Raw genomic sequence first — 22,570 nt, forward strand, 5'->3', positions numbered from 1 at the left:
CGAAGTTACCCGCGCAGGGAGCGGATCGTGTCGCGGTACCAGTACGCCGACCGCTTCGGGGTGCGCTCCTGCGTGTCGTAGTCGACGCGGACGATGCCGAAGCGCTTGTCGTAGCCGTACGCCCACTCGAAGTTGTCCATCAGCGACCAGGCGAAGTAGCCGCGGATGTCGGCGCCCTGCTGGCGTGCGAGGGCGACGGCGCCGATGTGCGAGTCGAAGTACGCCACCCGGTCCTCGTCGTCGACGTAGCCGGTCTCGTCGGGCACGTCGTCGAACGCTGACCCGTTCTCGGTGACGTAGATCGGCAGGCGGTAGTCGTTGTATAGGCGCACCAGCAGCTGGGTGAAGCCCTCGGGGACGATCTCCCAGCCCATCGCGGTGATCGGCCGCCCGGTCGGGATGGCCCGGGTGACCGGCAGGCCGTCGGGGTCGGTGTCGTTGCCGTCCTCGTCGACGCCGGAGACGGTCTCGGAGAAGTAGTAGTTCACGCCGAGCACGTCCAGCGGAGTGCGGATGAGCTCGAGGTCGCCGTCCTCGACCGGCAGCGTGATGCCCTGCCGGGCCAGGTCGTCGACGAGGTCGGCCGGGTAGCGGCCGTGCACCAGCGGGTCGAGGTAGATGCGGGTGCTGAGGGCGTCGGCGCGGCGGGCCGCGTCACGGTCGGCCGCGGAGTCGGTCTGCGGCGTCGACACGCCCATGTTCAGGGTGATGCCGAACTCGTGCCCGGCCCGCCCTTCGGTGTCCTGGCCGGCCGCGCGCATCCGCTCGGTGGCCAGTCCGTGGCCGAGCAGCAGGTGGTGCACGGCGCGCATGCTGGCCGCGAAGTCGCGCCGGCCCGGGGCGTGCGCGCCGTAGGCGTAGCCGAGCATCGCCGAGCACCACGGCTCGTTGAGCGTGGTCCAGGTCTTGATCCGGTCCCGCAGCGCGTCGAAGACCAGCATGCTGTAGTCCGCGAAGCGGTAGGCGGTGTCGCGGTTGGGCCAGCCGCCGGCGTCCTCGAGCTCCTGGGGCAGGTCCCAGTGGTACAGCGTCACCCACGGCTCCACGCCGCCGGCCAGCAGTTCGTCGGTGAGCCGGTCGTAGAAGCCGATCCCCTCCGGGTTGACCGGGCCCCGGCCGCGCGGCTGCACGCGCGGCCAGGCCACCGAGAAGCGGTACAGGTCGACCCCCAGGTCGCGGATGAGGGCCACGTCCTGCGGCATGCGATGGTAGTGGTCGCACGCGACCTCGCCGGTGTCGCCCTTGTCGATCGCGTCGGGAACCTCGCAGAAGGTGTCCCAGATGGACCGGGTCCGCCCGCCCTCGCCGACCGCGCCCTCGATCTGGTAGGCCGAGGTCGCCACACCCCAGCGGAACGAGGGTGGAAGCGTGGCGATCGGGTTCGCTCGATCGAGGGGCGTCGCGGTCGTGTCCATGGTTCTCCCGGGTGCTGTCAGCCGGATCGTGTACCGGCTGGGTCGGATGGTGCGCGGTGCGGGCTATCCGGCGGTCACCGGATGCAGCCAGCAGGCCACTGTGCGGGCCCGCCCGACGTGGTCGTCGGGTTTGCCCAGAACGGGGATCTCCTTGTCGCACTGCTCGAGCCGCTTCGGGCAGCGCGGGTGGAACGCGCAACCGCTCGGCATGCCGCGCAGGTCCGGCGGGGAGCCGGGGATGCCGGCCAGCTCCCGCCGGGCGCCGCGCAGCGCCGGGAACGAGCGGAGCAGGCCGGTGCTGTAGGGGTGCAGCGGCTCACGGTAGATGTCGGCGGACGGCGCCTCCTCGACGATGCGCCCGCCGTACATGATCGCGATCCGGTCGCTGAACTCCACCAGCAGCGACAGGTCGTGGGTGATGAACAGCACCGAGAAGCCCAGCCGCTCGCGCAGCTCGACGAGCTGGCCGAGGATCTGCCGCTGCATGACCACGTCCAGCGCGGTCGTGGGCTCGTCCATGATGACCAGTTGCGGCTCCAGCGCCAGCGCCATGCCGATCATGACGCGCTGGCGCATGCCGCCGGAGAGCTGGTGCGGGAACGCGTCGAGGCGGTCCTCGGCGATGCCGACCAGACGCAGCATCTCCTTGGCCCGGTCGAGGCGGGCGGCACGGCTCAGGCTGGGCTCGTGCGCCTTGATCGCGTCCATCATCTGCACGTCGATCTTGTGCACCGGGTTGAGCGAGTTCATCGCGCCCTGGAACACGATCGACGTCTCCGCCCAGCGGAACTTGCGCAGCTCGGCGTCGGAGAGGTTGAGCACGTCGTACGGGTCGCCGGTCGGCGGGTGGTAGGTGACCGTGCCGCCGGTGACGACGCCGGGCGGCGGCAGCAGCCGGGTGACGCCGTAGGCCAGCGTCGACTTGCCGCTGCCGCTCTCCCCCGCCAGGCCCACGACCTCGCCGCGGTGGATGGTGAGGTTGACGTCGCGGACCGCCCGCACGGACGCCTCGCCGAGACCGTAGTCGACGTTGAGGTTCTTGATCTCCAGCAGCGGCCGGGTGAGGACCTGCGTCATTGCTTGGCACCGTCCCTGATCTCGATCTTCGCCGGCGGCTCGGCGGGGCGCACGACGGGGGTGAAGCCGACCTTCATCCGGACCTTGTCGCCGTTGGCGGTGCGGGCCCGGCCGGTGCCGGAGGTGCGCAGCCGCGGGCTGACGAACTCGTCGATGCCGAAGTTCACCAGGCTCAGGGCCGTGCCCAGGATGGCGATGGCCAGGCCCGCCGGGACGAACCACCACCAGGCGCCCTGCGCGAGGGCCTGCTGGCCCTGCGCCCAGAACAGGATCGTGCCCCAGTTCCACGACGACACCGACGAGATGCCGATGAACGCCAGCGTGATCTCCGACAGCACGGCGAAGATGACGGTACCGACGAAGCCGGACGCGATGATCGCGGTCAGGTTCGGCATGACCTCGAAGAAGATGACCCGCCAGGTCTTCTCGCCGGTGGCCCGGGCGGCCTCGACGTAGTCGCGGCCGCGCAGCGACAGCGTCTGCGCCCGCAGCACCCGCGATCCCCACGACCAGCTCGTGCAGCCGATCACCAGGGCCACGGTGAGGTCGTTCACGCGCGGCAGCGAGGTGCAGATGATGATGATCAGCAGCAGGCCCGGGATGACCAGGAACACGTTGGACAGGACCGACAGGATCTCGTCGACGATGCCGCCGAGGTATCCGGCGGTGACGCCGACGAGCACCGACAGGATTGTGGCCACGATGCCGGCGACCGCGCCGACCATCACCACGCTGCGGGTGCCGGCCAGGATCTGGCTGAAGATGTCCTGGCCGAGGTGCGAGGTGCCGAACCAGTGCTGCGCCGACGGCGACTGCAGCGCGTCCGGAGTGATCTTGTCGGGGTCGTACGGCGCGACCCACGGCCCGATGATCGCGAACAGCACGTAGATGGCGAGGATCACCAGGCCGGTGGCGGCCTTGCCGTTGGCGATGAACTGGAACCGCTTGCGCTTGGCCTTCTTGCCCGGCGCGGACTCCGGCTGCGCCATCGAGCCCTGTCCAGGGATGACCTGCTCGATGCTGGAGGGAGTGACGGTCATCTCAACCAGCCTTTCGGGTGCGCGGGTCGAGCAGCAGGTATGCGACATCGGCCAGCAGGTTGGCCACCAGCACCGAGATGGTGATGACGAGGAAGATGCCCTGCATCAGCGGGTAGTCATGCGCGCCGACGGCCTGGAAGAGCTGGAAGCCGACGCCGGGGTACGAGAACACGATCTCGACCAGTAGGGTGCCGCCGACGATGAAGCCCAGCGACAGCGCGAACGCCGACACGTTGGGCAGCAGCGCGTTGCGGGCGGCGTAGCTGAACGCGACCCGCCGCTCCGACAGGCCCTTGGCGTGGGCGACCGTGATGTAGTCCTCCGCCGAGACGGTGACCATCATGTTGCGCATGCCGAGGATCCAGCCGCTCATCGACGAGACGAGGATCGTGGCCGCGGGCAGCACGCTGTGGTTGATCGCCGAGCCGATGAAGTACTGGTCCCAGGCCGGCACCAGGCCCGGCGTGAAGCCGCCGGAGGACGGGAAGTAGCTGCCCGGGCCGGTGAACACGGCGATGGCGACGAGGCCGAGCCAGAAGTACGGCACCGACGACAGGAACGTGGTCGCCGGCAGCAGGCCGTCGATCCAGGTCCCGCGCCTCCAGCCGGCGCCGATGCCCAGCGTCGTACCGATGATGAAGCTCAGCACGGTGGTGATGCCGACCAGCCCGATGGTCCACGGCAGGCTGTGCCCGATCACCTCGGAGACCGTCGACGGGAAGAACGTGAAGGACAGGCCGAGGTCGCCGTGGAAGAGCTGGTTCCAGTACGTGAGGTACTGATCCCACAGGCTCTTTTCCTGGTCGAGGCCGAACAGCACCTTCAGCGACTGGATCGAATCGGCGGACACCTGGCCCTGGTTGCGCGCGAGGAAGGAGCTGATCGGGTCGCCGGGGATCATCCGCGGCACGAAGAAGTTGATCGTGATCGCGGCCCACGCCGTGAACAGGTAGAACGCCAGGCGTTGCAGCAGGAATCTCATCGTGCCTCCTCCGGCGCGGTCAGGGCCGGCGGCGTGGGGATCGACGGATCGGCGACGGAGCCGACGCCCTCCTTGGCGACGGTCTGCGCGTCGTAGAGCCAGCAGGCCGCCCAGTGCCCGGGCTCACCGCCGACCTCGAGGCGCGGCGGCAGGTCGACGCTGCAGCGCGGCATCGCGTGCGGGCAGCGGGGGTGGAACCGGCAGCCGGCCGGGGGCCGGATCAGGCTCGGCGGCTCGCCGTTGCCGCGGTCCTTCGTGGACGCCTCGGCGACGCCCGCGATGCGGTCCGGGTCGGGGGCCGAGTCGATGAGCAGGCGGGTGTACGGGTGCGCGGGGTTCTGCGTGACCGACTCGGAGTCGCCGCCCTCGACCATGCGCCCGGCGTACATCACCAGCGTCTCGTCGGCGAAGTACCGCGCCGAGGCGATGTCGTGCGTGATGTACAGGATGGCGAGGTTGAGCCGCTCCTTGAGGTCGCGCAGCAGGTTGAGGATGCCGAGGCGGATCGACACGTCCAGCATCGACACTGGCTCGTCGGCCAGCAGCGCCTCCGGGTCCGCGCCGAGCGCACGCGCGATCGCGACACGCTGGCGCTGGCCGCCGGACAGCTCATGGGGGAACTTGTCGACGTAGCGCTCGGGCGGGGTGAGCGCCACCCGGGTGAGCAGCGCGGCCAGGGCGGCCTCGAGCTCCTCGGCGTTCTTGCCGGCGTTGCCGTGGATCTTCAACGCGCGGGTCAGGTGGTAGCGGACCGTGTGCACGGGGTTGAGCGAGCCGAACGGGTCCTGGAAGATGAGCTGCACCCGGCTGACGTACTCGCGGAACCGTCGCCCGCCCCGCACCCGGGTGGTCTCGCCGTGCAGCCGGATGTCACCGCCGGTTCGCGGGTACAGCTGCGTCAGCAGGCGGGCGACCGTGGACTTGCCGGAGCCGGACTCGCCGACCAGGGCGGTGACCCTGCCGCGGCGCAGGGTGAAGGACACGTCGTCCACGGCGTGAACAACGGCCCGTTTGCCGGTGAAGATGTCGCTCAGCTTCCGCCGGACTGGGAAGTGCTTGGTCAGGCCCTCGGCCTCCAGCACCACCTCGCCGACCGGCGCCGCCGGGCTCTCGCTCAACGTCATGCCGATGATCCTGTCTTGGGAATGGCGTCGTGACGGGGTACCGCTCCCCGGGCGGCGCGAGCGTCGCCCGGGGAGCGGTGTCGGTGCGATCCGGTTGTCAGGCGCCGGCCGACTTGAGGTTCAGGATGACTTCCAGCGAGTTCGGCTGGGTCGGCTGCCCGGCGGTGTACGGGTTGGAGTCGTCCGGCCAGCCCGTCCAGTGCTTGGTGCTGTAGGCGCCGCCGATGTTGTCGGCACCGACCGGGAGCATCGGGGCCTGCTCGACGAAGACCTTCTGCAGGGTCGCGAGCGCGGCCTTGCGGGCGGCGTCGTCGGTCGCGCTGGCGTAGGCACGCAGCGCTTCCGTGGCCTCCTTGCTGTCGAAGCGGCCGAAGTTACCGGCCGGCGACGCGGTGCCGATCGGCTTGAGCTGCTCGCCGTCCATCACCGTGCGGTAGATGTCGTACGGGGTCGAGCCGCCCTCGGTCCAGCGGAACGTCGCGTCGAACTGGCCGGCCTCGACGTTCTTGAACCACGCGTCCTGGTTGGCCTTGTCGACCGTGGCCGCGATGCCGATCTGGGCCAGGTTGGCCTTCACGATCTCCAGCGACGTCTGGTAGTCCGACCAGCCGGCCGGGTCGGTGAGCGTCAGGGTGACCGGCTTGCCGGACGGGTCCTTCAGCGTGGTGCCCTCGAGCTTGTACCCGGCGCTGGCGAGCAGCGTCTTCGCGCCCTCGACGTCGATCTTGAACTCCTTGCCCTTGTACTCGTCGGCGATGTACGCGTCACCGGCGGGCGAGGGCAGGCCCGTCACACTCTTGATCAGCGGGTGGAAGTAGCCGGCCTCGGCGGTGTTGAAGATGTCCTCGCGGTTGATGACCATGCTCATCGCGACGCGCAGCTTCGGGTCGTTGAACGGGGCCTTGGTGGTGTTGATGTACAGACCGTGGATGCCCAGCACCGGCGGCGCCCAGATCTTGTGGTTGGCCGCGTCCTTGTCGATGAAGACCGTCTTCACGTTGGGGATGAAGACGAAGCTCCACTCGCACTCGCCGTTGGCCAGCGCCGTGGTCTGCGCGCCGTTGTCGTTGTAGGAGGTGTACCGCAGCTCCTTGACCTGCGGCGCCGCCTGCCAGTATCCGCTCTCGCGGGCCACCAGGGTCGTGGTCTGCGGCGTGAACGACTTCAGCTTGTACGGCCCGGAGCCGATCGGGTTCTTGTTGGCCTCGGCCTTCGGGTCGGAGATCTTGTCCCAGATGTGCTTGGGCACGATCGGGATCTTCGCGATCGCCTTCTGCTTGCTGACGAACTGCGAGATCTTGAACGTGATGGTGACGTCGGAGCCGTTCACCGTGGCGTCGACGATCGGCACGCCCTGCTCGTTGAGCGCCTCGTTGTCACGAATCAGCTTGTAGGTGAACGCGACGTCCTCGGCGGTGACCTTCTGGCCGTCGGACCAGGTGGCGTTGTCCCGGATGGTCACGACGACCGAGGTGTAGTCCTGGTTCCACTTCGCCGCCGTCGCCAGCCACGGCTTCATCTCGTCGGCCGGCTTGACCGGGTTCCACATCATCAGCGGCTCATAGAGCACCCAGCGGTAGCCGTCCTTGGCGCCGGCCGACGTGGTGAGGAACGGGTTCTCGTTCTCGGTCAGCGGACCGTTCGGCATGCCGATGGTCAGGACCGTCGTCTTGGCACCGTTGTTCTTGTTCTGCTCGTTCGGCGAGTCGCCGCACGCGGCCAGGGTGGTCGTCGTGGCCAGCAACCCGGCCATGCCGAGCAGTACTGAGCGTCTGGTCAACACGGGGGTGTCTCCTTTTGGACCTGGATCGACAGGTGGGGCGGACAGTAAACAAATCGGGGTATGACGACGGGACCTTTGCGACCGGTCCCGCCCAGTGGTGCGACGTGACGTGACTTCAGGTGGTGCGCTCGGGCTGCGCCGGCACGGTGGAACCGCGCACGACGAGCGTGGTGGACAGGATGTTCGGCTCGACCGTCAACGGCGTGCCGTCGAAATGCGCGATGAGCCGGCGGGCCGCCATCTCACCCATCTGGCGCATGGGCTGGCGGACGGTGGTCAGGGGCGGCTCGGTGTGCCCCGCGTGCAGGATGTCGTCGAAACCCACCAGGGCGACGTCCCGCGGAACCGATCGGCCCGCGATCCGCAGCGCCTGCAGGGCGCCGGCGGCGGACAGGTCGTTGTGCGCGAACACGGCGTCGAACTCCAGGCCCTCGTCCAGCGCGCGCCGGACGGCGAGGACGCCGCATTCGTAGGTGAAGTCCCCCTCGATGACGAGCCGGGGGTCGATCGGCGCGCCGGCCGCCGCGAACACGTCCGCGAAGCCGCCGAGCCGATCCTGTGTGCAACCGAACTTCTCGGAGCCGGTGATGACCAGGGGCCGCCGCCGGCCGATCTCCAGCAGGTGCCGGGCGGCGAGCGATCCGCCCGCCCGGTTGGTGGTGGCCACCGACGGCATGAGCGGCTTGTCGCCGCGGTCGTCGATGAGCACCACCGGCAGGCCGCCGGCGTAGAGGTCGGCCAGGTAGTCCAGGGTCCCCTCGGGCTCGATGGCCAGCAGGCCGTCGAACGCCTTGCCGGACACCTGCGCGGAGAACTGGCGCATGGACTCGGCGCCGCGGTTGCACGTGAACAGCAGCAACCCGTATCCCTCCGACTCCACGACGTCCACCGCGCCCTGCACTATGTCTCCCATCCACGGCCAGGTCAGCGACGGCACGAGCATCCCGATCACCCGGGTGTGGCCCCGGGCCAGGTTGACCGCCCGGGCGCTGGGCACGTAGCCCAGTTCGTCGATGACCCTGCGCACCCGTGCCGCGGTCGCCTCGTCGACCTCTCCTTTGCCGTTGAGCACCCGCGAGACGGTGGTCTTGCTGACCCCCGCTCGCGCCGCGACATCGGCGATGGTCATCGGCACGCCGCGATCCTTCCGGTGAGAGCGCTTTCTGGCAAGAGAGCGTGTTCTGGAACCGGTTCCGCAACCGGTTCCGGCACACTAAATCGGATCGCGGACAGTGGTGTCAATAACACGGATGTAACGAAACTTAACGGTGTCGAAACCCTTGCCAAGCGGCTGTCCATGGTGTTTGCTCGGGACCACCGTCGATGCGAGTGCGGCCGCACCGGCGGCCCCCACGAAGGATTATCTGGAATCGCTCCCATAGAGCGCTCTCACGGCCGTCGAAGTTTCCATTCCCGACTCCGGTCCGTGCAAGGCACGACCGTCGCTCCCGTCAGACACCGGTCGGCGCCGGAGCGCCTTCCTGCCGGGTCCGCGGTGCCAAGAACCCGGCGTCAGCGCAGCCTGAGCGCGCTGCTGTCGCCGCCCACGAGACCCGACTTGACCCGCAGCTCCGTGAACGTGAGCCCGGCCGGCACGTCGAAGACGAGCGTGCCCGTCACCGACGCCCCCGGCGCGATGTCGTTGGCCAGCGGCCGGGTCCTGTCGTAGTAGAGCAACGACCACTCGTCCGGCCCGTACTCGGTGCCACCGGAGTCGCGCAGCTTCTGATTGCCGATCCACAGCCGGCCCGTGCCGTCGCCGGTGTTCTCCACCTTCAGCTCGGCCAGGCAGAACTGCCCCTTCGGCTTCCTGACCAGCGGCCAGTCCCCCAGCTGCTTCGCGCCACACGAGAAGCTCGCGAGGGTGAAACGCAGCTTGCCTTCGGCGGCGACCGGGCTCGACTTCGGCGACGGTGACGGCGAGCGCGACGGCGACGGCGGCGACGGCGGCTTCTGCTGCTGCGCGCCCGACCCGCCCCGGCCCGCGTTCTCGGCCAGCATCAGCCCGCCCAGCAGGCACGCCAGCAGCGCTACCAGACCGACGCCGGCGACGACCCCGCTCCCGGCCCGCCGCGAGCGGCGCCGCGGCGGCCGAGAGAGCAGCGCGGCCGGCTGAGGGGGTTGTGGGGACAGCGGCACCGGCCAGCCGGCGCCGGTCGGGTCGATCCGCGTCCCGGAGACCGGACCGGCCACCTCGAAGCGCTGGGTCGGCGGCGACGGAATCGCGGCCGACCCGGGCGCGAACGTTCGGCCATCGGCGCCCCTGGCGACGACCTTCGCAGGCGGCTTCGCCGCGGCCGCGGTGGTACGGACGGTCGCGGCCACCCGCGCCGCCGCCGGGTCGTCCTGGCCGACCAGCGCCAGCAGCACCTGCCGCGCGGTCGGCCGGTCCCGCGGATCCGCGTGCAGCGCCCGGCGCACCACCCCCGCCAGGGACTCGTCGAGGCCGGCCAGGTCCGGCTCACCGCCGCCGTGCTCGCCGACCGGCATGCGCCCGGTGCCCGCCCAGGACACGAGCAGGCCCCAGGCGTACACGTCGCTGGCCTGGCTGGGCGGCCACCCACGCACCTGCTCCGGCGCGAGCCAGCCCGGTGTGCCGAAGCTCGGACCGGAGCTCGGACCAGACTCGGCCACCTGCCCCAGCAGCCGCGCCACCCCGAAGTCGATGACCTTCGGCCCGAACGGCGACAGCAGCACATTGCGAGGGCTCAGGTCGGCGTGCACCAGCCCGACGGCGTGGATCGCGGTCAGCGCCGCGGCCACCCCCACCGCGACCGCCTCCACCTGCCCCGCCAGGGGCCCGTTCGCGGTGGCGTAGTCGTGCAGCGACGGGCCGGCGACATACTCGGTGACCAGGTGCGGCACCGACCCGTCGAGGTCGACGTCGAGCACCCGCGCCGTGCAGAACCCGGCGACCCGCGACGCGGCCTCGGCCTCGGCGGCGAAGCGGTGCCGGAACATCGCGTCGCCGTGCAGCGACGGGTTGATGACCTTCAGCGCCACCCGGCGGCCGTCGGGCGCCTCGGCCAGATACACGGTGCCCATCCCGCCGACCCCGAGCACGCCGCGCAGCCGGTACGACCCGACCGTGGCCGGGTCACCGGCGCGCAACGGCGCGGGCGAGTCCCCCATGGATGTCATGGTGCCTCACCCGCGCACAACGGGTGGAACCACCGCACGAAAGCGGCACACGAACCTCAGGCGGCCCCGGCCCTGCGCGCGGCCAGCAGCGCGGCGCCCACGATGCCGGCGTTGTTCTGCAGCGTCGCCGGCACCACCCTCGTCGGCACGTCGACCAGGTGCAGGAACCGGTCCGCCTTCTTGCTGACCCCGCCGCCGATGATGATCAGGTCCGGCCACAGCAGGGCGTGCAGGTGCCGCAGGTACGTCTGGACCCGCTCCGCCCACTCCGCCCAGCCCAGGCCGTGAGCCTCCCGGACGCGATCCGAGGCGTAGTCCTCCGCGTCGCCGCCGTGCAGGTGCAGGCCGCTCATCTGCACATGGCCGAGCTCGGTGTTGGGCACCAGCCGGCCGTCGATGAACAACGCGCTGCCGATGCCCGTGCCGAACGTGACCATGACGACCAGGCCGCCGACGCCCTTGCCCGCGCCGTACTCCAGCTCCGCCACCCCGGCCGCGTCGGCGTCGTTGAGCACCGTCACCGGCCGGCCCAGCGCCTCGGTGAACAGCCGCTCCGCGGGCGCGTCGACCCACGACGCGTCCACGTTCGCCGCCGTCTTCGTCACGCCGTGCTGCACCACCGCCGGGAACGTGATGCCGATGCTGACCGCCGGGTCGAACGCACCGGCGACCGACTCGACGGTCCTGACCACGCTGGCCACGTCGGCCGGCTGCGGCGTCTCGATCCGGACCCGGTCGGCCGTGAACACACCGGTGGCCAGGTCGACCGGCGCCCCCTTGATGCCCGAACCACCGATGTCGATTCCCAGGACGACCACAGCTGCTCCTCACACCGCGTCAGGCTCCAATGTGCTAGCGGTAACCCAATCATGGCGTGCACCAGCGATGATCGCCGGGGGAAGCGCGTCACCCCGGATAGGCGCCCACCGCGTCGCGGATCTCCATCCCGGCCACCGAGTCGGCGGAACGGGCGCAGTGCGCGCAGCAGAAGAACCGGCCCGACACCTCCGCACCATGCCCGACGATGCGGGTGCCGCAGTGCTCACAGACCGGCGCCAGCTTCTGGATGGCGCACTCGAACGAGTCGAACATGTGCGTGCCACCGCCGGCGGTACGCACCTCGAAGGCCATGTAGTACTCGTTGCCGCAGGTCTCGCAGACCGCCATGTCAATCCCCCCGTGGTTGCCTTACCCGCAGCCTCGCCGGGCGAGCGGCACGGCACAACCGGTTCAGCCGGAAATCCCCCGCCGAATCGCCGTCGCGCGGTGTCCCCGGCCACTTCCCGCAAGGCATCCTAGGACACTAGGTTGAAGGGGGTAGCTGGCGTGCCGCGGGGTGGTAGCCGCGACGACCCCGCTACCTGATCGAGTGCCGTAAGCCACACGCAGTGACCGGACGGTGAACGGCCGGCGGGGTGGCGAGGATAGTTTGGAGGCGAAGAGCACACCCGCCGTTGCTGCCAGGAGAACTCTCATGAGCGACTCGTCCGTCAACGTCACCGTGACCGGCGCGGCCGGCCAGATCGGTTACGCGCTGCTGTTCCGCATCGCTTCCGGGCAGCTGCTCGGCGCGAACACGCGGGTCAGGCTACGGCTGCTGGAGATCCCGCAGGCCGTGCGCGCCGCCGAGGGCACGGCCCTGGAGCTGGAGGACGGCGCGTTCCCGCTGCTGGCCGGCGTCGACGTGTTCGACGACCCCAAGGGGGCCTTCTCGGGTGCGAACGTGGCCCTGCTCGTCGGCGCGCGACCCCGCACCAAGGGCATGGAGCGCGGCGACCTGCTGGAGGCCAACGGCGGCATCTTCAAGCCGCAGGGCGAGGCCATCAACGCCGGCGCCGCCGACGACATCAGGGTCCTCGTCGTGGGCAACCCGGCCAACACCAACGCGCTCATCGCCCAGCGGCACGCGCCGGACGTCCCGGCCGAGCGGTTCACCGCCATGACCCGCCTCGACCACAACCGCGCCGTCGCGCAGCTGGCCCGCAAGCTCTCCGTGCCGGTCTCCGAGATCCGCCGGGTCACGATCTGGGGCAACCACTCGGCCACGCAGTACCCGGACCTCTTCCACGCCGAGGTGGCCGGCAAGAACGCCGCCGAGACCGTGAACGACCAGCAGTGGCTGGCCGACGAGTTCATCCCGCGGGTCGCCAAGCGCGGCGCGGAGATCATCGAGGTCCGTGGCGCCTCGTCCGCCGCGTCGGCCGCCTCCGCCGCGATCGACCACGTGTACGACTGGGTCAACGGCACCCCGGAGGGCGACTGGACCTCGGCCGCGATCGTCTCCGACGGCTCCTACGGCGTGCCCGCCGGGCTCATCTCCTCCTTCCCGGTCACCTCGCGGGACGGCCGCTGGGAGATCGTCCAGGGCCTCGACATCGACGAGTTCTCCCGCGCCCGCATCGACGCCTCGGTCGCGGAGCTCGCGGAGGAGCGCGCGGCGGTCGAGCGGCTCGGCCTGATCTGACGTCGACGATCCACACGGGAGGGCGGTCCGCGGGGGCCGCCCTCCCGTCGTTCGCGGCGTAGGCTCGTCGGGTGCCAGAGACTTCTCCGGTCGGGCCCGGCATCGCGGAGGTCCGCCGCGCCCGGCGGACCCTGCGCCTGCTGGCCGCGCGATACCCCGACCACCGCCTCGAGCTCGACTTCTCCTCGCCGCTGCAGCTGCTCGTCGCGGCGACGCTCGCGGCGCAGACGCTGGACGAGCGGGTCAACGCGGTCACCCCGGTGCTCTTCGAGCGGTATCCGGCGGCGGCCGACCTCGCCGCCGCCGACCCGGCCGAGATGGAGCAGATCCTGGTCCCGGTCGGGTACTACCGGCAGAAGACCCGCAACGTCATCAAGCTCGCGGCGACCCTCGTCGAACGGCACGAGGGCGAGGTGCCCGGCACCATCGAGGAGCTCGTCGCGCTGCCCTGGGTGGGGCGCAAGACCGCGAACATGGTGCTCGGCAACGCGTTCGGCACGCCGGCCATCTCCGTGGACACGCACGTGTCCCGGGTCGCGCACCGGCTGGGGTGGGGCCCGGAGAAGGACGTCGACGCGACCGAGGCGGCGATCCAGGCGCTGTTCGACAAGAAGGACTGGGTCACCGTCAACCTGCTGCTGATCCTGCACGGGCGGCGCACCTGCCACCGCCGCCGGCCCGCGTGCGGCGCCTGCCCGCTCGCGGCCGAGTGCCCGTCCGCCGGCATCGGCGAGACCGACCCGGAGAAGGCGCGGGCGCTGCTCAAATAGCTCCCGTGCCGCTCAGGCGCACGGCGGACAGCCGGCGCAGCTCGGCCGCGATCCCGGCGGCCGGGACCGGGCCCCGCTCCTCGAACAGGGTGACGTCCTCGCCGTCCCACACTCCCGCGACCCGGCCGCGATAGGCGACCACGGGCGAGATCCAGCCGGCGGCGCGGCTCACGGCCGGCCGGCGGTCCTTCGGCACGATCCGCTCGTCGGCGGTACCCGGGCCGAGCACGAACTGGTCGAAGGCGGGCAGCAGGCGTACGTCGGAGAAGGGCTCCGCCGCGGCGAGCGACTCCAGGTCGCCGGCCCGCGCGAACAGCCGCTCCCCCTCGACGTCGACCTCGGCCAGCACGCCGTCGGCCAGCAGCCGCGCGAACCAGCCGCGCAGCGCCGCCTTCTTCGACGCACCGCGACACAGCCACTGGTCGAACGTCTCCGCCGACGCCGGCCCGTACGCGCCGAGGTACGCCGGGATGACGACCCCCGCCGCGTCCCCCGGCTCCGGCAGGCCGGTCCACCCCGGCAGGAAGGTGTCGGGCCGCGTGAACGTGACCCGGTTGTCGCCGTCGCCGCTCGGCCCGTACACGAGCACGCCCTGCCAGGCGAGGGGCTTGAGCAGCACGCCCCACCCGGAGCCGAGGTGCTCGGCCAGTGACGCGTCGCCGGCGTGCTCGACGATCGCCTCGGTGAGCTGCTCGCGGGTCAGCACGGCCCCGTCGAGCGCCTCGTGCGCCGCCTCGGCGATCTTCTGCATCTGGCCGGCGGTCACGTACGTCTTCTGCCAGGACCCCTTCTCCCACGTGCGCGCCGCGGCGAGCAGCGCCAGGTGGGCGGGGGCCTGCTCGACGTCGAGCAGGTGCAGCGTGCCGCGCGCCGCCCACGTCTTCACCAGGCGCCTGTCCCGCACGGCCGCGCGCACGGACGCGGGGTCGGCGACCTCCTGCCGCGCCGCGACGGCCAGCTCGGCGCTGGAGGCAACCTGGGCCTGCACCCCGGCGAGCGCCCGCACCACGACGACGGGGTCGGCGGCCTCGGCGGGCCGGTGCAGCAGCTGCTGGCGGCAGCGCCAGGCGAGCACGTCATCCCAGCGCATCGACAGCGTCATGCCGCCACCGTACCGGTCACCGCCACGAGCGCGGGGCCCGTGCGGGCCCCGCGCGTGTTTGCCGGAGTGATGCCGATGAGGTGCTCAGATGCCGACCGGGACGTAGTCCGGGACGGCCGGACCGTCGGCGCCGTCGCTGCCGGGGCCGGCGTCGGTGGTGTCAGCGACATCGGTGGCCGGGCGCAGGGCCACGGCCAGGACGTCGGCCACGTCCGACAGGGCGTGCACGGTCAGCCGGCCGCGCACCTCCTCGGGCAGGTCGTCCAGGTCGGGCTCGTTGCGCTTCGGGATGATGACCTCGGTCAGGCCGGCGCGGTGGGCGGCGAGCAGCTTCTGCTTCACGCCGCCGATCGGCAGGACCCGGCCGGCCAGGGTGACCTCGCCGGTCATGCCGAACTCCGGGCGGACCGGGCGGCCGGTGGCCAGCGACGCGAGCGCCGTGACCATCGTGATGCCGGCGCTCGGGCCGTCCTTCGGCACCGCGCCCGCGGGCACGTGCAGGTGGATCCGCCGCCCCGCCAGCCGGTTGGGGTCGATGCCGAGCCGCCGGCCGTTGGAGCGCAGGTAGGACAGCGCGATGTGCGCCGACTCCTTCATGACGTCGCCGAGCTGGCCGGTGAGGGTCAGGCCGGGCTCGCCCTCCATCGATGTGGCCTCGATGAACAGCACGTCGCCGCCGGCGCCGGTCACCGCCAGGCCGGTCGCCACGCCGGGCACGGCGGTGCGCTCGGCCGACTCGGGCGTGAACCGGGCCCGGCCGAGGTACTTCGCGACCTCGTCGACGCCCACGCGCACCGGCGCCGGGTCGCCCGCCAGCGCGACCGCGACCTTGCGCAGGATCTTCGCCAGGGCACGCTCCAGTTGCCGCACGCCCGCCTCGCGGGTGTGCTCGCCGGCGATGCGGGCGAGCGCCTCGTCGGTGATCGTGAAGTCGGCCGGCTCCAGGCCGGCGCGCTCCTGCTGCCGCGGCAGCAGGTGGTCGCGGGCGATGGCGACCTTCTCCTGCTCGGTGTACCCGTCCAGGGTGACCAGTTCCATGCGGTCCAGCAGCGGGCCGGGGATGGTCTCCACGACGTTGGCGGTGGCCAGGAACAGCACGTCGGACAGGTCGAGGTCGACCTCGAGGTAGTGGTCGCGGAACGTGTGGTTCTGCGCCGGGTCGAGCACCTCGAGCAGGGCCGCGGCCGGGTCGCCGGCGTAGCCGGCGGCGAGCTTGTCGACCTCGTCGAGCAGCACGACCTGGTTCATCGAGCCGGCCTCGCGCAGGGCGCGCACGATGCGGCCCGGCAGCGCGCCGACGTAGGTGCGCCGGTGGCCGCGGATCTCGGCCTCGTCGCGGACGCCGCCCAGCGAGACGCGGACGAACTTGCGGCCCAGCGCCCGGGCGACCGACTCGCCGAGGCTGGTCTTGCCGACCCCGGGCGGGCCGGCCAGGGCCAGCACGGCACCGGAGCCACGGCCGCCGACGACCTGCAGGTTCTTCTCCGCGCGGCGGTTGCGCACGGCGAGATACTCCAGGATGCGGTCCTTGACGTCCGCCAGCCCCGCGTGGTCGGCGTCGAGGACGGCGCGGGCGGCGGCGAGGTCGGTGTTGTCCTCGGTGCGCACGCTCCACGGCATCTCGAGCACGGTGTCGAGCCAGGTGCGGATCCAGCCGGCCTCCGGCGACTGGTCGCTGGCCCGCTCGAGCCGGCCGACCTCGCGCAGCGCCGCCTCCTTGACCTTCTCGGGCAGTTCGGTGGCCTCGACCCTGGTCCGGTAGTCGGCGGAGCCGTCGGGCTCGTCCTCGCCGAGCTCCTTGCGGATCGCGGCCAGCTGCTGGCGCAGGAGGAACTCGCGCTGGGTCTTCTCCAGGCCCTCGCGCACGTCGTTGTTGATCTTCTCGTTGACCTGCTGCTCGGCGGCGTGGGCGCGGGCCCACTCGACGAGCAGCTCGAGGCGGGCGGTGACGTCCGGCGCCTCGAGGAGCTTGATCTTCTGGACCAGGGTCAGCCACGGCGCGTAGCCCGCGGAGTCGGCCAGCTCGGACAGGTCGGTGATCTTCTCGACGGTGTCGATGACCTGCCACGCGCCGCGCTCCTGCAGCACGCCGATGACCAGGGCCTTGTACTCGCGCGCCAGCTCCCGGGCCTTGCCGGCCGGTGCGGGCTCGCTCAGCGGCGTGGCCTCGACCCACAGGGCCGCGCCGGGGCCGGGGACGCCGGCGCCGATGCGGGCCCGGTCCAGGCCTCGGATGACGGCCGCCGGCTGGCCGCTGGGCAGCCGACCGACCTTCTCGAGCACGGCGACGACACCGAAGGAACCGTATTCGCCGTCGACCCGCGGTACCGCGAGGACCTGCTCGTCGCCGGCGGCGCGCGCCGCGTCGACCGCCGCCTGCGTGGAGGCGTCGAGCGTCACGGGGATGACCATGCCAGGAAGCAGGACGTCGTCGTTGAGCGGGAGAACCGGGAGCGTTGCCATCTGGACACACCTGCCATCAGTAGGTTGAGCGTGCCAGGCTTAAGTTACAAACCGTGCCCTATGTTCCCAACGGTGCCTCCCGTGTGACCCAGGCCACCTGGACCGGTACCGGACCGGCGTCGGGCCGGGGTCGGGGCCGCCGGCTCGTAGGATGTCCATGCCGCGCCCATACGACCACCGCCGCGCCGCGCGCGATCGCCCCGTCCCTGATGGAGGACCCCGCGCACACCCCTCCGGACCCCCTGACACGACCCGGCGCCACACGGCGGCGCGGCGTCACCGTGACGGGCCGCGCCGTGGCGCTCCTCGTGGCCGGCGTGCTGCTCGTCGGCGCCGTCGGCCGCGCGCCGCTGACCTCGGTCGGCCCCCTCGTCGCCGACATCCGGCACGACCTGGGCCTGTCCTCCGCCGCGACGGGCCTGCTCACCACCCTGCCGCTGCTGGCCTTCGCCGGGTTCTCGCTGCTCGCGCCGCGCATCGCGGGCCGCGTCGGGCTGGAGCGCAGCCTCGGGCTGGCCCTGGCGCTGCTGGCCGCCGGGATCGTCGTACGGTCCCTACCGGCCCAGCTGTGGACCGGCACGGTCGCCGTCGGCGCCGCCATCGCCTGCTTCAACGTGCTGCTGCCCGGCGTCGTCAAGCGCGACTACCCCGACCGCGTCGCCCAGCTCACCGGCGGCTACACGGCCACGCAGAGCGTCGTGGCCGCGGTCGCCTCCGGCACCGCGGTCCCGCTCGCCGCCCTGGCCGGCGGCTGGCGCCTCGCGCTGGCCTGCTGGGTGCTGCCCGTCCTGGCCGCCGCCACGGTCTGGGCGCCCCAGGTGCGCACCGGCCCCGGCCCCGCCCGCGCCGCCCGGCGCGCCGCCCTGCCCTGGCGCAGCGCCCTCGCCTGGCAGGTCACGCTGTTCATGGGCCTGCAGTCGCTCTGCTTCTACGTGCTGGTCGCGTGGCTGCCGACCCTCGAGCGCGAGCACGGTATCCCCGCGGCCGTGGCCGGCTGGCACCTGTTCGCGTATCTCGCCGCCGCCGTGGCCGCCAACCTGACGGTCCCGGTACTCATCCGCCGCCTGCCCGACCAGCGCCTGATCGGCCTGGCCTGCGCCGCCTGCATCGGCGCGGGCGCCGCCGGGCTGCAATGGCTGCCGTGGACGGCCGGGTTCGCCCTGGCCGCGATCCTGCTGAGCGGCTTCGGCGCCGGCATGTCGATCGTGGTGTGCCTGTCGCTGTTCAGCCTGCGCACCGGCGACGAGTCGCAGACCGCCGCGCTGTCGGCGATGGCCCAGTCGATCGGCTACCTGCTCGCCGCCGGCGGCCCGGTCCTGATCGGCGCGCTGCGCGACGCGAGCGGCGGCTGGACGCTGCCGGCCGCGGTGCTGTGCGGGCTGGCCGCGGTGATGGCGCCCTTCGCGATCCTGTCCGGCCGCGCCCGCACGATCCCGCCGCCTCCCGACGCCCGGGGCGTCAGTTGACCTTGACCACGACCGTGGTGGCGTTGTCGCGGCCGCCCGCCTCCAGCGACGCCGAGACCAGCGCCGAGGCCATCACGTCCGGGGGCGCGCCGGAGCCGAGCGTGCGCTCCATGAACCGATACTCCACCTGCTCGGCGATGCCGTCGGTGCACAGGCAGTAGACATCACCGGGGAACATGGTCACGCTCAGCACGTCGGGCTCGGGCAGGCCGGGATGCCCGATGAAGCGGTGCAGTTGGTAGCGGGCGGCGGCGGCCTGCGGGGAATCCGCCGGATACCACCCGTGGACGGCGCCGAGCCAGGCCGCGGTGTGGTCGACGGTGAGCAGTTCCAGCAGGCCGCCGCGCAGCCGATACACCCGGGAGTCGCCGATCTGGGTCACCCACGCGCCGGTCGCGTCGGCGACCAGGGCGGTCAGCGTGCAGCCGGTGAGCTCCCGCAGCTCCCGACCGGCCGCGCGGACCAGGCGCTGGGCGTCGGCGATCGCCGCGAACAGGGGCGTGGGCTCGAACGGGCCGCGGTGGCGCTGCACGGCGGTGGTGAAGACCTCGACGGCGACCCGCCCGGCGGTGCGGCTGCCCTCACCGGCGCCCATGCCGTCGGCGACGACGGCGCACAGGCCGGGCCGGCGCTCCAGCTCGGCGGCATACACCACGTCGAAGTTGGCCGGATAACGCCGGCCGACCTCGGTGGCGGCCGCGACGCTGAGCTGCCGCCCGGCGCCGTGGACCTCGATCGTCATCGTCATCGCCCGACAGCGTAACGGTTGCCGCGGCGTCCTCGCGGCCCCGCGTTCACCCACCGTTCAGGGTCGACCAGTGACCTTCGTCGCTGTCCCGGGCCGAGCTCCGCGCTGTCATCCGGTCGGGCATTTCGCGAAGACCCCGCGCGAACCGCTCATCCGCTCGCCCGGCCGGGCGATGGCGTTGGCACGGAAGCGGCCAGGGAGGGCCGACCGCCGGACCCGATCCAAGGAGGACAACGTGGGTCTTCGCATCAACAACAACATCGCCGCCCAGAACGCGTATCGCAACCTGTCGGTCACCGACGGCCAGATGAGCAAGTCGCTGGAGAAGCTCTCCTCCGGGTTCCGCATCAACCGGGCCGCCGACGACGCGGCCGGGCTGTCCATCTCCGAGGGCCTGCGCTCGCAGATCGGCGGGCTCAAAGTCGCGGTGCGCAACGCGCAGGACGGCATCTCCGTGGTACAGACCGCGGAAGGCGCGCTCACCGAGACCCACTCGATTCTGCAGCGCATGCGCGACCTGTCCGTGCAGGCGTCCTCGACCGGTTCGCAGGACTCCGACGCCCGCACCGCGGCGCAGACCGAGTTCTCGCAGCTCAGCGCCGAGCTGGACCGGATCGCGACGACCACCAGCTTCGGCGGGCAGAAGCTGCTCGACACCTCGGGCAGCAACTCCTACCTCGGCACCTTCCAGGTCGGCGCCAACACCGCCGCGGCCGACCAGATCACCATCAGCCTCGGCTCACCGGTGTTCGGCAGCGGCGCGAGCGTCTCCGGCTTCGACTCGGCCGGGCTCGGCCTGGGCAGCATCGATCTGACCACGTCCGGCACGGCGGCGATCGACGCGATCGACACCGCGATCAAGGGGGTCTCGACCGCGCGGGCGACGCTCGGTGCGTACCAGAACCGATTCGAGCACACCATCAACAACCTCAACGTCGCGGTGGAGAACCTGTCCGCGTCCGAGTCGCGCATCAGGGACACGGACATGGCGCAGGAGATGGTGTCGTACACCCGATCGCAGATCCTGACCCAGGCGGGCACCAGCATGCTCGCCCAGGCCAACCAGGCACCACAGAGCGTGCTGTCACTGCTGCGGTAGGCGACGGGGACCGGCGGGGAGCGCACGACGTGGTCCGCTCCCCGCCGGGCCCGGGCAGCGGCTACTCGGACCCGCTCGCGCCGCGCGGCGACAGGCCCGCGGCGCGGTACACGGCGTCGATGAGCTCCATCGTGCGCACCGAATCCTCGGGCGGGGTCAGGTTGGGGCCGCCCTCGAGGACCGCGGCGGCGAAGGCGCGCAGCTGGTGGGTGTACGTGGCCTCGCCGGGGACGCGCTCGTGGGTGGTGCGGCCGGCCCGCGTGAACGTCAGGCGGTGGTACGCGCCCGGCAGCAGGTAGTTGAAGATCTTCAGCGATCCCTCGCTGCCGGTGTACCTGGCGGAGAGGCTCAGCAGCCGGCGGGACCACAGGCTGGCGACGGTGCGGCCGGTGGCGCCGCCCGGGAAGCGGTACTCGGCGGTCATCGCCCGGTCGACCTGGGGCGAGCGCAGCAGCGCGCCGGCCCTGACGACCTCGGGCTCGGCGCCGCCGAGGGTGCGCAGGGCGTGCGCGGCGTAGCAGCCGGCGTCCATCATCGCGCCGCCGGCCAGCGCGAAGTCGTACCGGATGTCGCCGAACCTCGGCAGCGGGAAGCACAGCGCGGTCTCGACCCGCCGCGGCTCGCCGAGCGTCGGCAGGAGCTCCAGCGCGCGGGCCAGCAACGGGTGGTACCGATAGTGGAAGGCCTCCATCACGACCAGGCCGGTCCGCCGCGCGGCCTCGGCCACCTCGCGCGCCTCGGCCGCGTTGGCGGTGAACGGCTTCTCGCACAGCACGTGCTTGCCGGCCTCGAGCGCGGCGAGGGTCCACCGCGCGTGCAGGCCGTTGGGCAGCGGCACGTACACCGCGTCGAGGTCCGGGTCAGCGATCAGCTCCGCGTAGCCCGCGTGCACGACGCCGATGCCGTGTCTCGCCGCGAACGCCTCGGCCCGGGCGCGGTCGCGGGCGGCGACCGCGGTGACGCGCACCGACGGCACGGCGCGCGCGGGCCTGACGAGCGCGGCGGGGGCGATCCTGGCGGCGCCGAGCACGCCGATGCGCAGCATGCCGCGACTGTACCGCGGCTGCCTACCCCGGTCGATGCGTCCCGGGCACGCGACCCGCCGCGCCGGTCCGGGCCGCGCGGGCCGTCAGCGCCGCGAGCACGTCGCGGGTCACCACGTCGGCCGGGGGCGTCGCGTCGACGGTCAGCAGGATGCCGCGCTGGGCGTAGAACGCCAGGACCGGCTGGGTGACCTCGTGGTACTGCTGCAGGCGCCGGCGGATGACCGCCTCGTCGTCGTCCGAGCGGTGCTCGATCGCGGCCCGCTTGCGCAGCCGCCGCATGAGCTCCTCGTCGCCGGCCTCCAGGTGCAGCGCGACGTCGGCGGTCATCCCCAGCGCCAGTGCCACCCGGTATGCGGCCACGGCCTGGTCCATCGTGCGCGGGATGCCGTCGAGGACATACCCGCCGCCGTTGCGCTTCGCCTCCGTGAGCCCCTGCCGCAGCAGCTCGAGCACGATCCCGTCGGGCACCAGCTCGCCGCGGTCGAGATGTCCCCGCACGTCACGGCCGATCTCGGTCCCCTCGAGCACGTGGCGGCGCAGGAGGTCACCGACGGCCAGGTGCTGGATCCGGAAATGCGCGGCGATAGCGGCACCCTGCGTGCCCTTGCCAGCGCCGGGCGGCGCAACCATCAGCACCCGCACGGCCACCACGCTAGCCCACGCCGGGAGACCGCGCGTCCGGGACGCGCGGCCGTCTGCTCGCCGTCGACCCGCGCGCCGCGCGAACCCGGCCGGGACCCGGTCCGGGAGCGATGATCATGAAGGTACCCCGGATGGTCGCCGGGTCCGACTTAGATTGGGCGCTTGGCATCGCGAGAAGCCGAGTTCGGGCGGCGCAGTCCGTGCCCGC

General features: G+C 72.0%; 19 protein-coding genes. 4 read left to right on the forward strand and 15 right to left on the reverse strand.

Annotated features, from left to right (window positions below; genetic code table 11):
• Positions 1 to 5: 5 nt before the first annotated feature.
• From ABT297_RS31705 to ABT297_RS31750, 10 genes are all read right to left on the reverse strand, one after another.
• On the reverse strand, positions 6 to 1,415 hold the full coding sequence (locus ABT297_RS31705; protein ID WP_350556082.1) for a GH1 family beta-glucosidase: 1,410 nt from the start codon (positions 1,413 to 1,415) through the stop codon (positions 6 to 8).
• Positions 1,416 to 1,478: 63 nt separating this feature from the next.
• Positions 1,479 to 2,492: an ABC transporter ATP-binding protein gene (locus ABT297_RS31710; RefSeq protein ID WP_350556083.1), complete on the reverse strand. Its 1,014-nt coding sequence runs from the start codon at positions 2,490 to 2,492 to the stop codon at positions 1,479 to 1,481.
• Positions 2,489 to 3,532 carry an ABC transporter permease gene (locus ABT297_RS31715; RefSeq protein WP_350556084.1) on the reverse strand — a complete coding sequence of 348 codons (1,044 nt, stop codon included), beginning with the start codon at positions 3,530 to 3,532 and terminating at the stop codon, positions 2,489 to 2,491. Before ABT297_RS31715 ends, ABT297_RS31710 begins: the two co-directional genes overlap by 4 nt.
• A gap of 1 nt (position 3,533) precedes the next feature.
• Positions 3,534 to 4,514 carry an ABC transporter permease gene (locus ABT297_RS31720; RefSeq protein ID WP_350556085.1) on the reverse strand — a complete coding sequence of 327 codons (981 nt, stop codon included), beginning with the start codon at positions 4,512 to 4,514 and terminating at the stop codon, positions 3,534 to 3,536.
• Positions 4,511 to 5,638: an ABC transporter ATP-binding protein gene (locus ABT297_RS31725; RefSeq protein ID WP_350556086.1), complete on the reverse strand. Its 1,128-nt coding sequence runs from the start codon at positions 5,636 to 5,638 to the stop codon at positions 4,511 to 4,513. Before ABT297_RS31725 ends, ABT297_RS31720 begins: the two co-directional genes overlap by 4 nt.
• Before the next feature lie 97 nt (positions 5,639 to 5,735).
• Positions 5,736 to 7,391 (reverse strand): ABC transporter substrate-binding protein, encoded by a 1,656-nt coding sequence (locus ABT297_RS31730; protein ID WP_350556107.1) that lies wholly within the window; start codon positions 7,389 to 7,391, stop codon positions 5,736 to 5,738.
• A gap of 145 nt (positions 7,392 to 7,536) precedes the next feature.
• Positions 7,537 to 8,556, reverse strand: a complete 1,020-nt coding sequence (locus tag ABT297_RS31735) for a LacI family DNA-binding transcriptional regulator (RefSeq protein ID WP_350556087.1) — start codon at positions 8,554 to 8,556, stop codon at positions 7,537 to 7,539.
• 377 nt (positions 8,557 to 8,933) lie between these two features.
• The gene (locus tag ABT297_RS31740) at positions 8,934 to 10,553 is read right to left on the reverse strand and encodes a serine/threonine-protein kinase (RefSeq protein ID WP_350556088.1); all 1,620 of its coding nucleotides are present in this window, start codon (positions 10,551 to 10,553) and stop codon (positions 8,934 to 8,936) included.
• Between the two features lie 65 nt (positions 10,554 to 10,618).
• Entirely contained in the window at positions 10,619 to 11,380 is a 762-nt protein-coding gene (gene ppgK / locus ABT297_RS31745) for a polyphosphate--glucose phosphotransferase (protein ID WP_350556089.1), read from the reverse strand.
• A gap of 88 nt (positions 11,381 to 11,468) precedes the next feature.
• Positions 11,469 to 11,729: a metallothionein gene (locus ABT297_RS31750; protein WP_350556090.1), complete on the reverse strand. Its 261-nt coding sequence runs from the start codon at positions 11,727 to 11,729 to the stop codon at positions 11,469 to 11,471.
• A gap of 307 nt (positions 11,730 to 12,036) precedes the next feature.
• Between ABT297_RS31750 and ABT297_RS31755 the strand changes: the two genes are divergently transcribed.
• Positions 12,037 to 13,026, forward strand: coding sequence for a malate dehydrogenase (locus ABT297_RS31755; RefSeq protein ID WP_350556091.1), 990 nt, complete (start codon positions 12,037 to 12,039; stop codon positions 13,024 to 13,026).
• A gap of 71 nt (positions 13,027 to 13,097) precedes the next feature.
• Complete coding sequence (gene nth, locus ABT297_RS31760) at positions 13,098 to 13,796, forward strand: endonuclease III (protein ID WP_350556092.1); 699 nt, start codon at positions 13,098 to 13,100, stop codon at positions 13,794 to 13,796.
• Here nth and ABT297_RS31765 read toward each other — a convergent pair.
• Both ABT297_RS31765 and lon read right to left on the reverse strand, forming a co-directional pair.
• A complete protein-coding gene (locus tag ABT297_RS31765; RefSeq protein ID WP_350556093.1) occupies positions 13,789 to 14,898 on the reverse strand; it encodes a DNA glycosylase AlkZ-like family protein in 1,110 nt (369 codons plus the stop codon). The genes nth and ABT297_RS31765 overlap by 8 nt on opposite strands.
• Positions 14,899 to 14,982: 84 nt before the next feature.
• On the reverse strand, positions 14,983 to 17,361 hold the full coding sequence (gene lon, locus ABT297_RS31770) for an endopeptidase La (RefSeq protein ID WP_350556094.1): 2,379 nt from the start codon (positions 17,359 to 17,361) through the stop codon (positions 14,983 to 14,985).
• Positions 17,362 to 17,657: 296 nt separating this feature from the next.
• Between lon and ABT297_RS31775 the strand changes: the two genes are divergently transcribed.
• Positions 17,658 to 18,827 carry an MFS transporter gene (locus tag ABT297_RS31775; protein ID WP_350556095.1) on the forward strand — a complete coding sequence of 390 codons (1,170 nt, stop codon included), beginning with the start codon at positions 17,658 to 17,660 and terminating at the stop codon, positions 18,825 to 18,827.
• Here ABT297_RS31775 and ABT297_RS31780 read toward each other — a convergent pair.
• Positions 18,820 to 19,575 carry a PP2C family protein-serine/threonine phosphatase gene (locus ABT297_RS31780; RefSeq protein ID WP_350556096.1) on the reverse strand — a complete coding sequence of 252 codons (756 nt, stop codon included), beginning with the start codon at positions 19,573 to 19,575 and terminating at the stop codon, positions 18,820 to 18,822. The genes ABT297_RS31775 and ABT297_RS31780 overlap by 8 nt on opposite strands.
• Before the next feature lie 235 nt (positions 19,576 to 19,810).
• Between ABT297_RS31780 and ABT297_RS31785 the strand changes: the two genes are divergently transcribed.
• Complete coding sequence (locus tag ABT297_RS31785; protein WP_350556097.1) at positions 19,811 to 20,674, forward strand: flagellin N-terminal helical domain-containing protein; 864 nt, start codon at positions 19,811 to 19,813, stop codon at positions 20,672 to 20,674.
• 61 nt (positions 20,675 to 20,735) lie between these two features.
• On the opposite strand, the gene ABT297_RS31790 is transcribed toward ABT297_RS31785, so the two are convergent.
• Positions 20,736 to 21,719 (reverse strand): Gfo/Idh/MocA family protein, encoded by a 984-nt coding sequence (locus ABT297_RS31790; protein ID WP_350556098.1) that lies wholly within the window; start codon positions 21,717 to 21,719, stop codon positions 20,736 to 20,738.
• 22 nt (positions 21,720 to 21,741) lie between these two features.
• Positions 21,742 to 22,362, reverse strand: a complete 621-nt coding sequence (locus tag ABT297_RS31795) for an adenylate kinase (RefSeq protein ID WP_350556099.1) — start codon at positions 22,360 to 22,362, stop codon at positions 21,742 to 21,744.
• Positions 22,363 to 22,570 lie beyond the last annotated feature (208 nt).

The organism is Dactylosporangium sp. NPDC000555, assembly GCF_040300025.1.
Lineage (GTDB): Bacteria > Actinomycetota > Actinomycetes > Mycobacteriales > Micromonosporaceae > Dactylosporangium.

Coding starts and splice junctions, on each gene's coding strand:
- ABT297_RS31720 (WP_350556085.1), bottom strand. CDS start 4,514: ATGAGATTCCTGCTGCAACGCCTGGCGTTCTACCTGTTCACGGCGTGG.
- ABT297_RS31715 (WP_350556084.1), bottom strand. CDS start 3,532: ATGACCGTCACTCCCTCCAGCATCGAGCAGGTCATCCCTGGACAGGGC.
- ABT297_RS31780 (WP_350556096.1), bottom strand. CDS start 19,575: ATGACGATGACGATCGAGGTCCACGGCGCCGGGCGGCAGCTCAGCGTC.
- ABT297_RS31705 (WP_350556082.1), bottom strand. CDS start 1,415: ATGGACACGACCGCGACGCCCCTCGATCGAGCGAACCCGATCGCCACG.
- ABT297_RS31740 (WP_350556088.1), bottom strand. CDS start 10,553: ATGGGGGACTCGCCCGCGCCGTTGCGCGCCGGTGACCCGGCCACGGTC.
- ABT297_RS31725 (WP_350556086.1), bottom strand. CDS start 5,638: ATGACGTTGAGCGAGAGCCCGGCGGCGCCGGTCGGCGAGGTGGTGCTG.
- ABT297_RS31710 (WP_350556083.1), bottom strand. CDS start 2,492: ATGACGCAGGTCCTCACCCGGCCGCTGCTGGAGATCAAGAACCTCAAC.
- ABT297_RS31730 (WP_350556107.1), bottom strand. CDS start 7,391: ATGGCCGGGTTGCTGGCCACGACGACCACCCTGGCCGCGTGCGGCGAC.
- ABT297_RS31765 (WP_350556093.1), bottom strand. CDS start 14,898: ATGACGCTGTCGATGCGCTGGGATGACGTGCTCGCCTGGCGCTGCCGC.
- lon (WP_350556094.1), bottom strand. CDS start 17,361: ATGGCAACGCTCCCGGTTCTCCCGCTCAACGACGACGTCCTGCTTCCT.
- ABT297_RS31755 (WP_350556091.1), top strand. CDS start 12,037: ATGAGCGACTCGTCCGTCAACGTCACCGTGACCGGCGCGGCCGGCCAG.
- ABT297_RS31790 (WP_350556098.1), bottom strand. CDS start 21,719: ATGCTGCGCATCGGCGTGCTCGGCGCCGCCAGGATCGCCCCCGCCGCG.
- ABT297_RS31750 (WP_350556090.1), bottom strand. CDS start 11,729: ATGGCGGTCTGCGAGACCTGCGGCAACGAGTACTACATGGCCTTCGAG.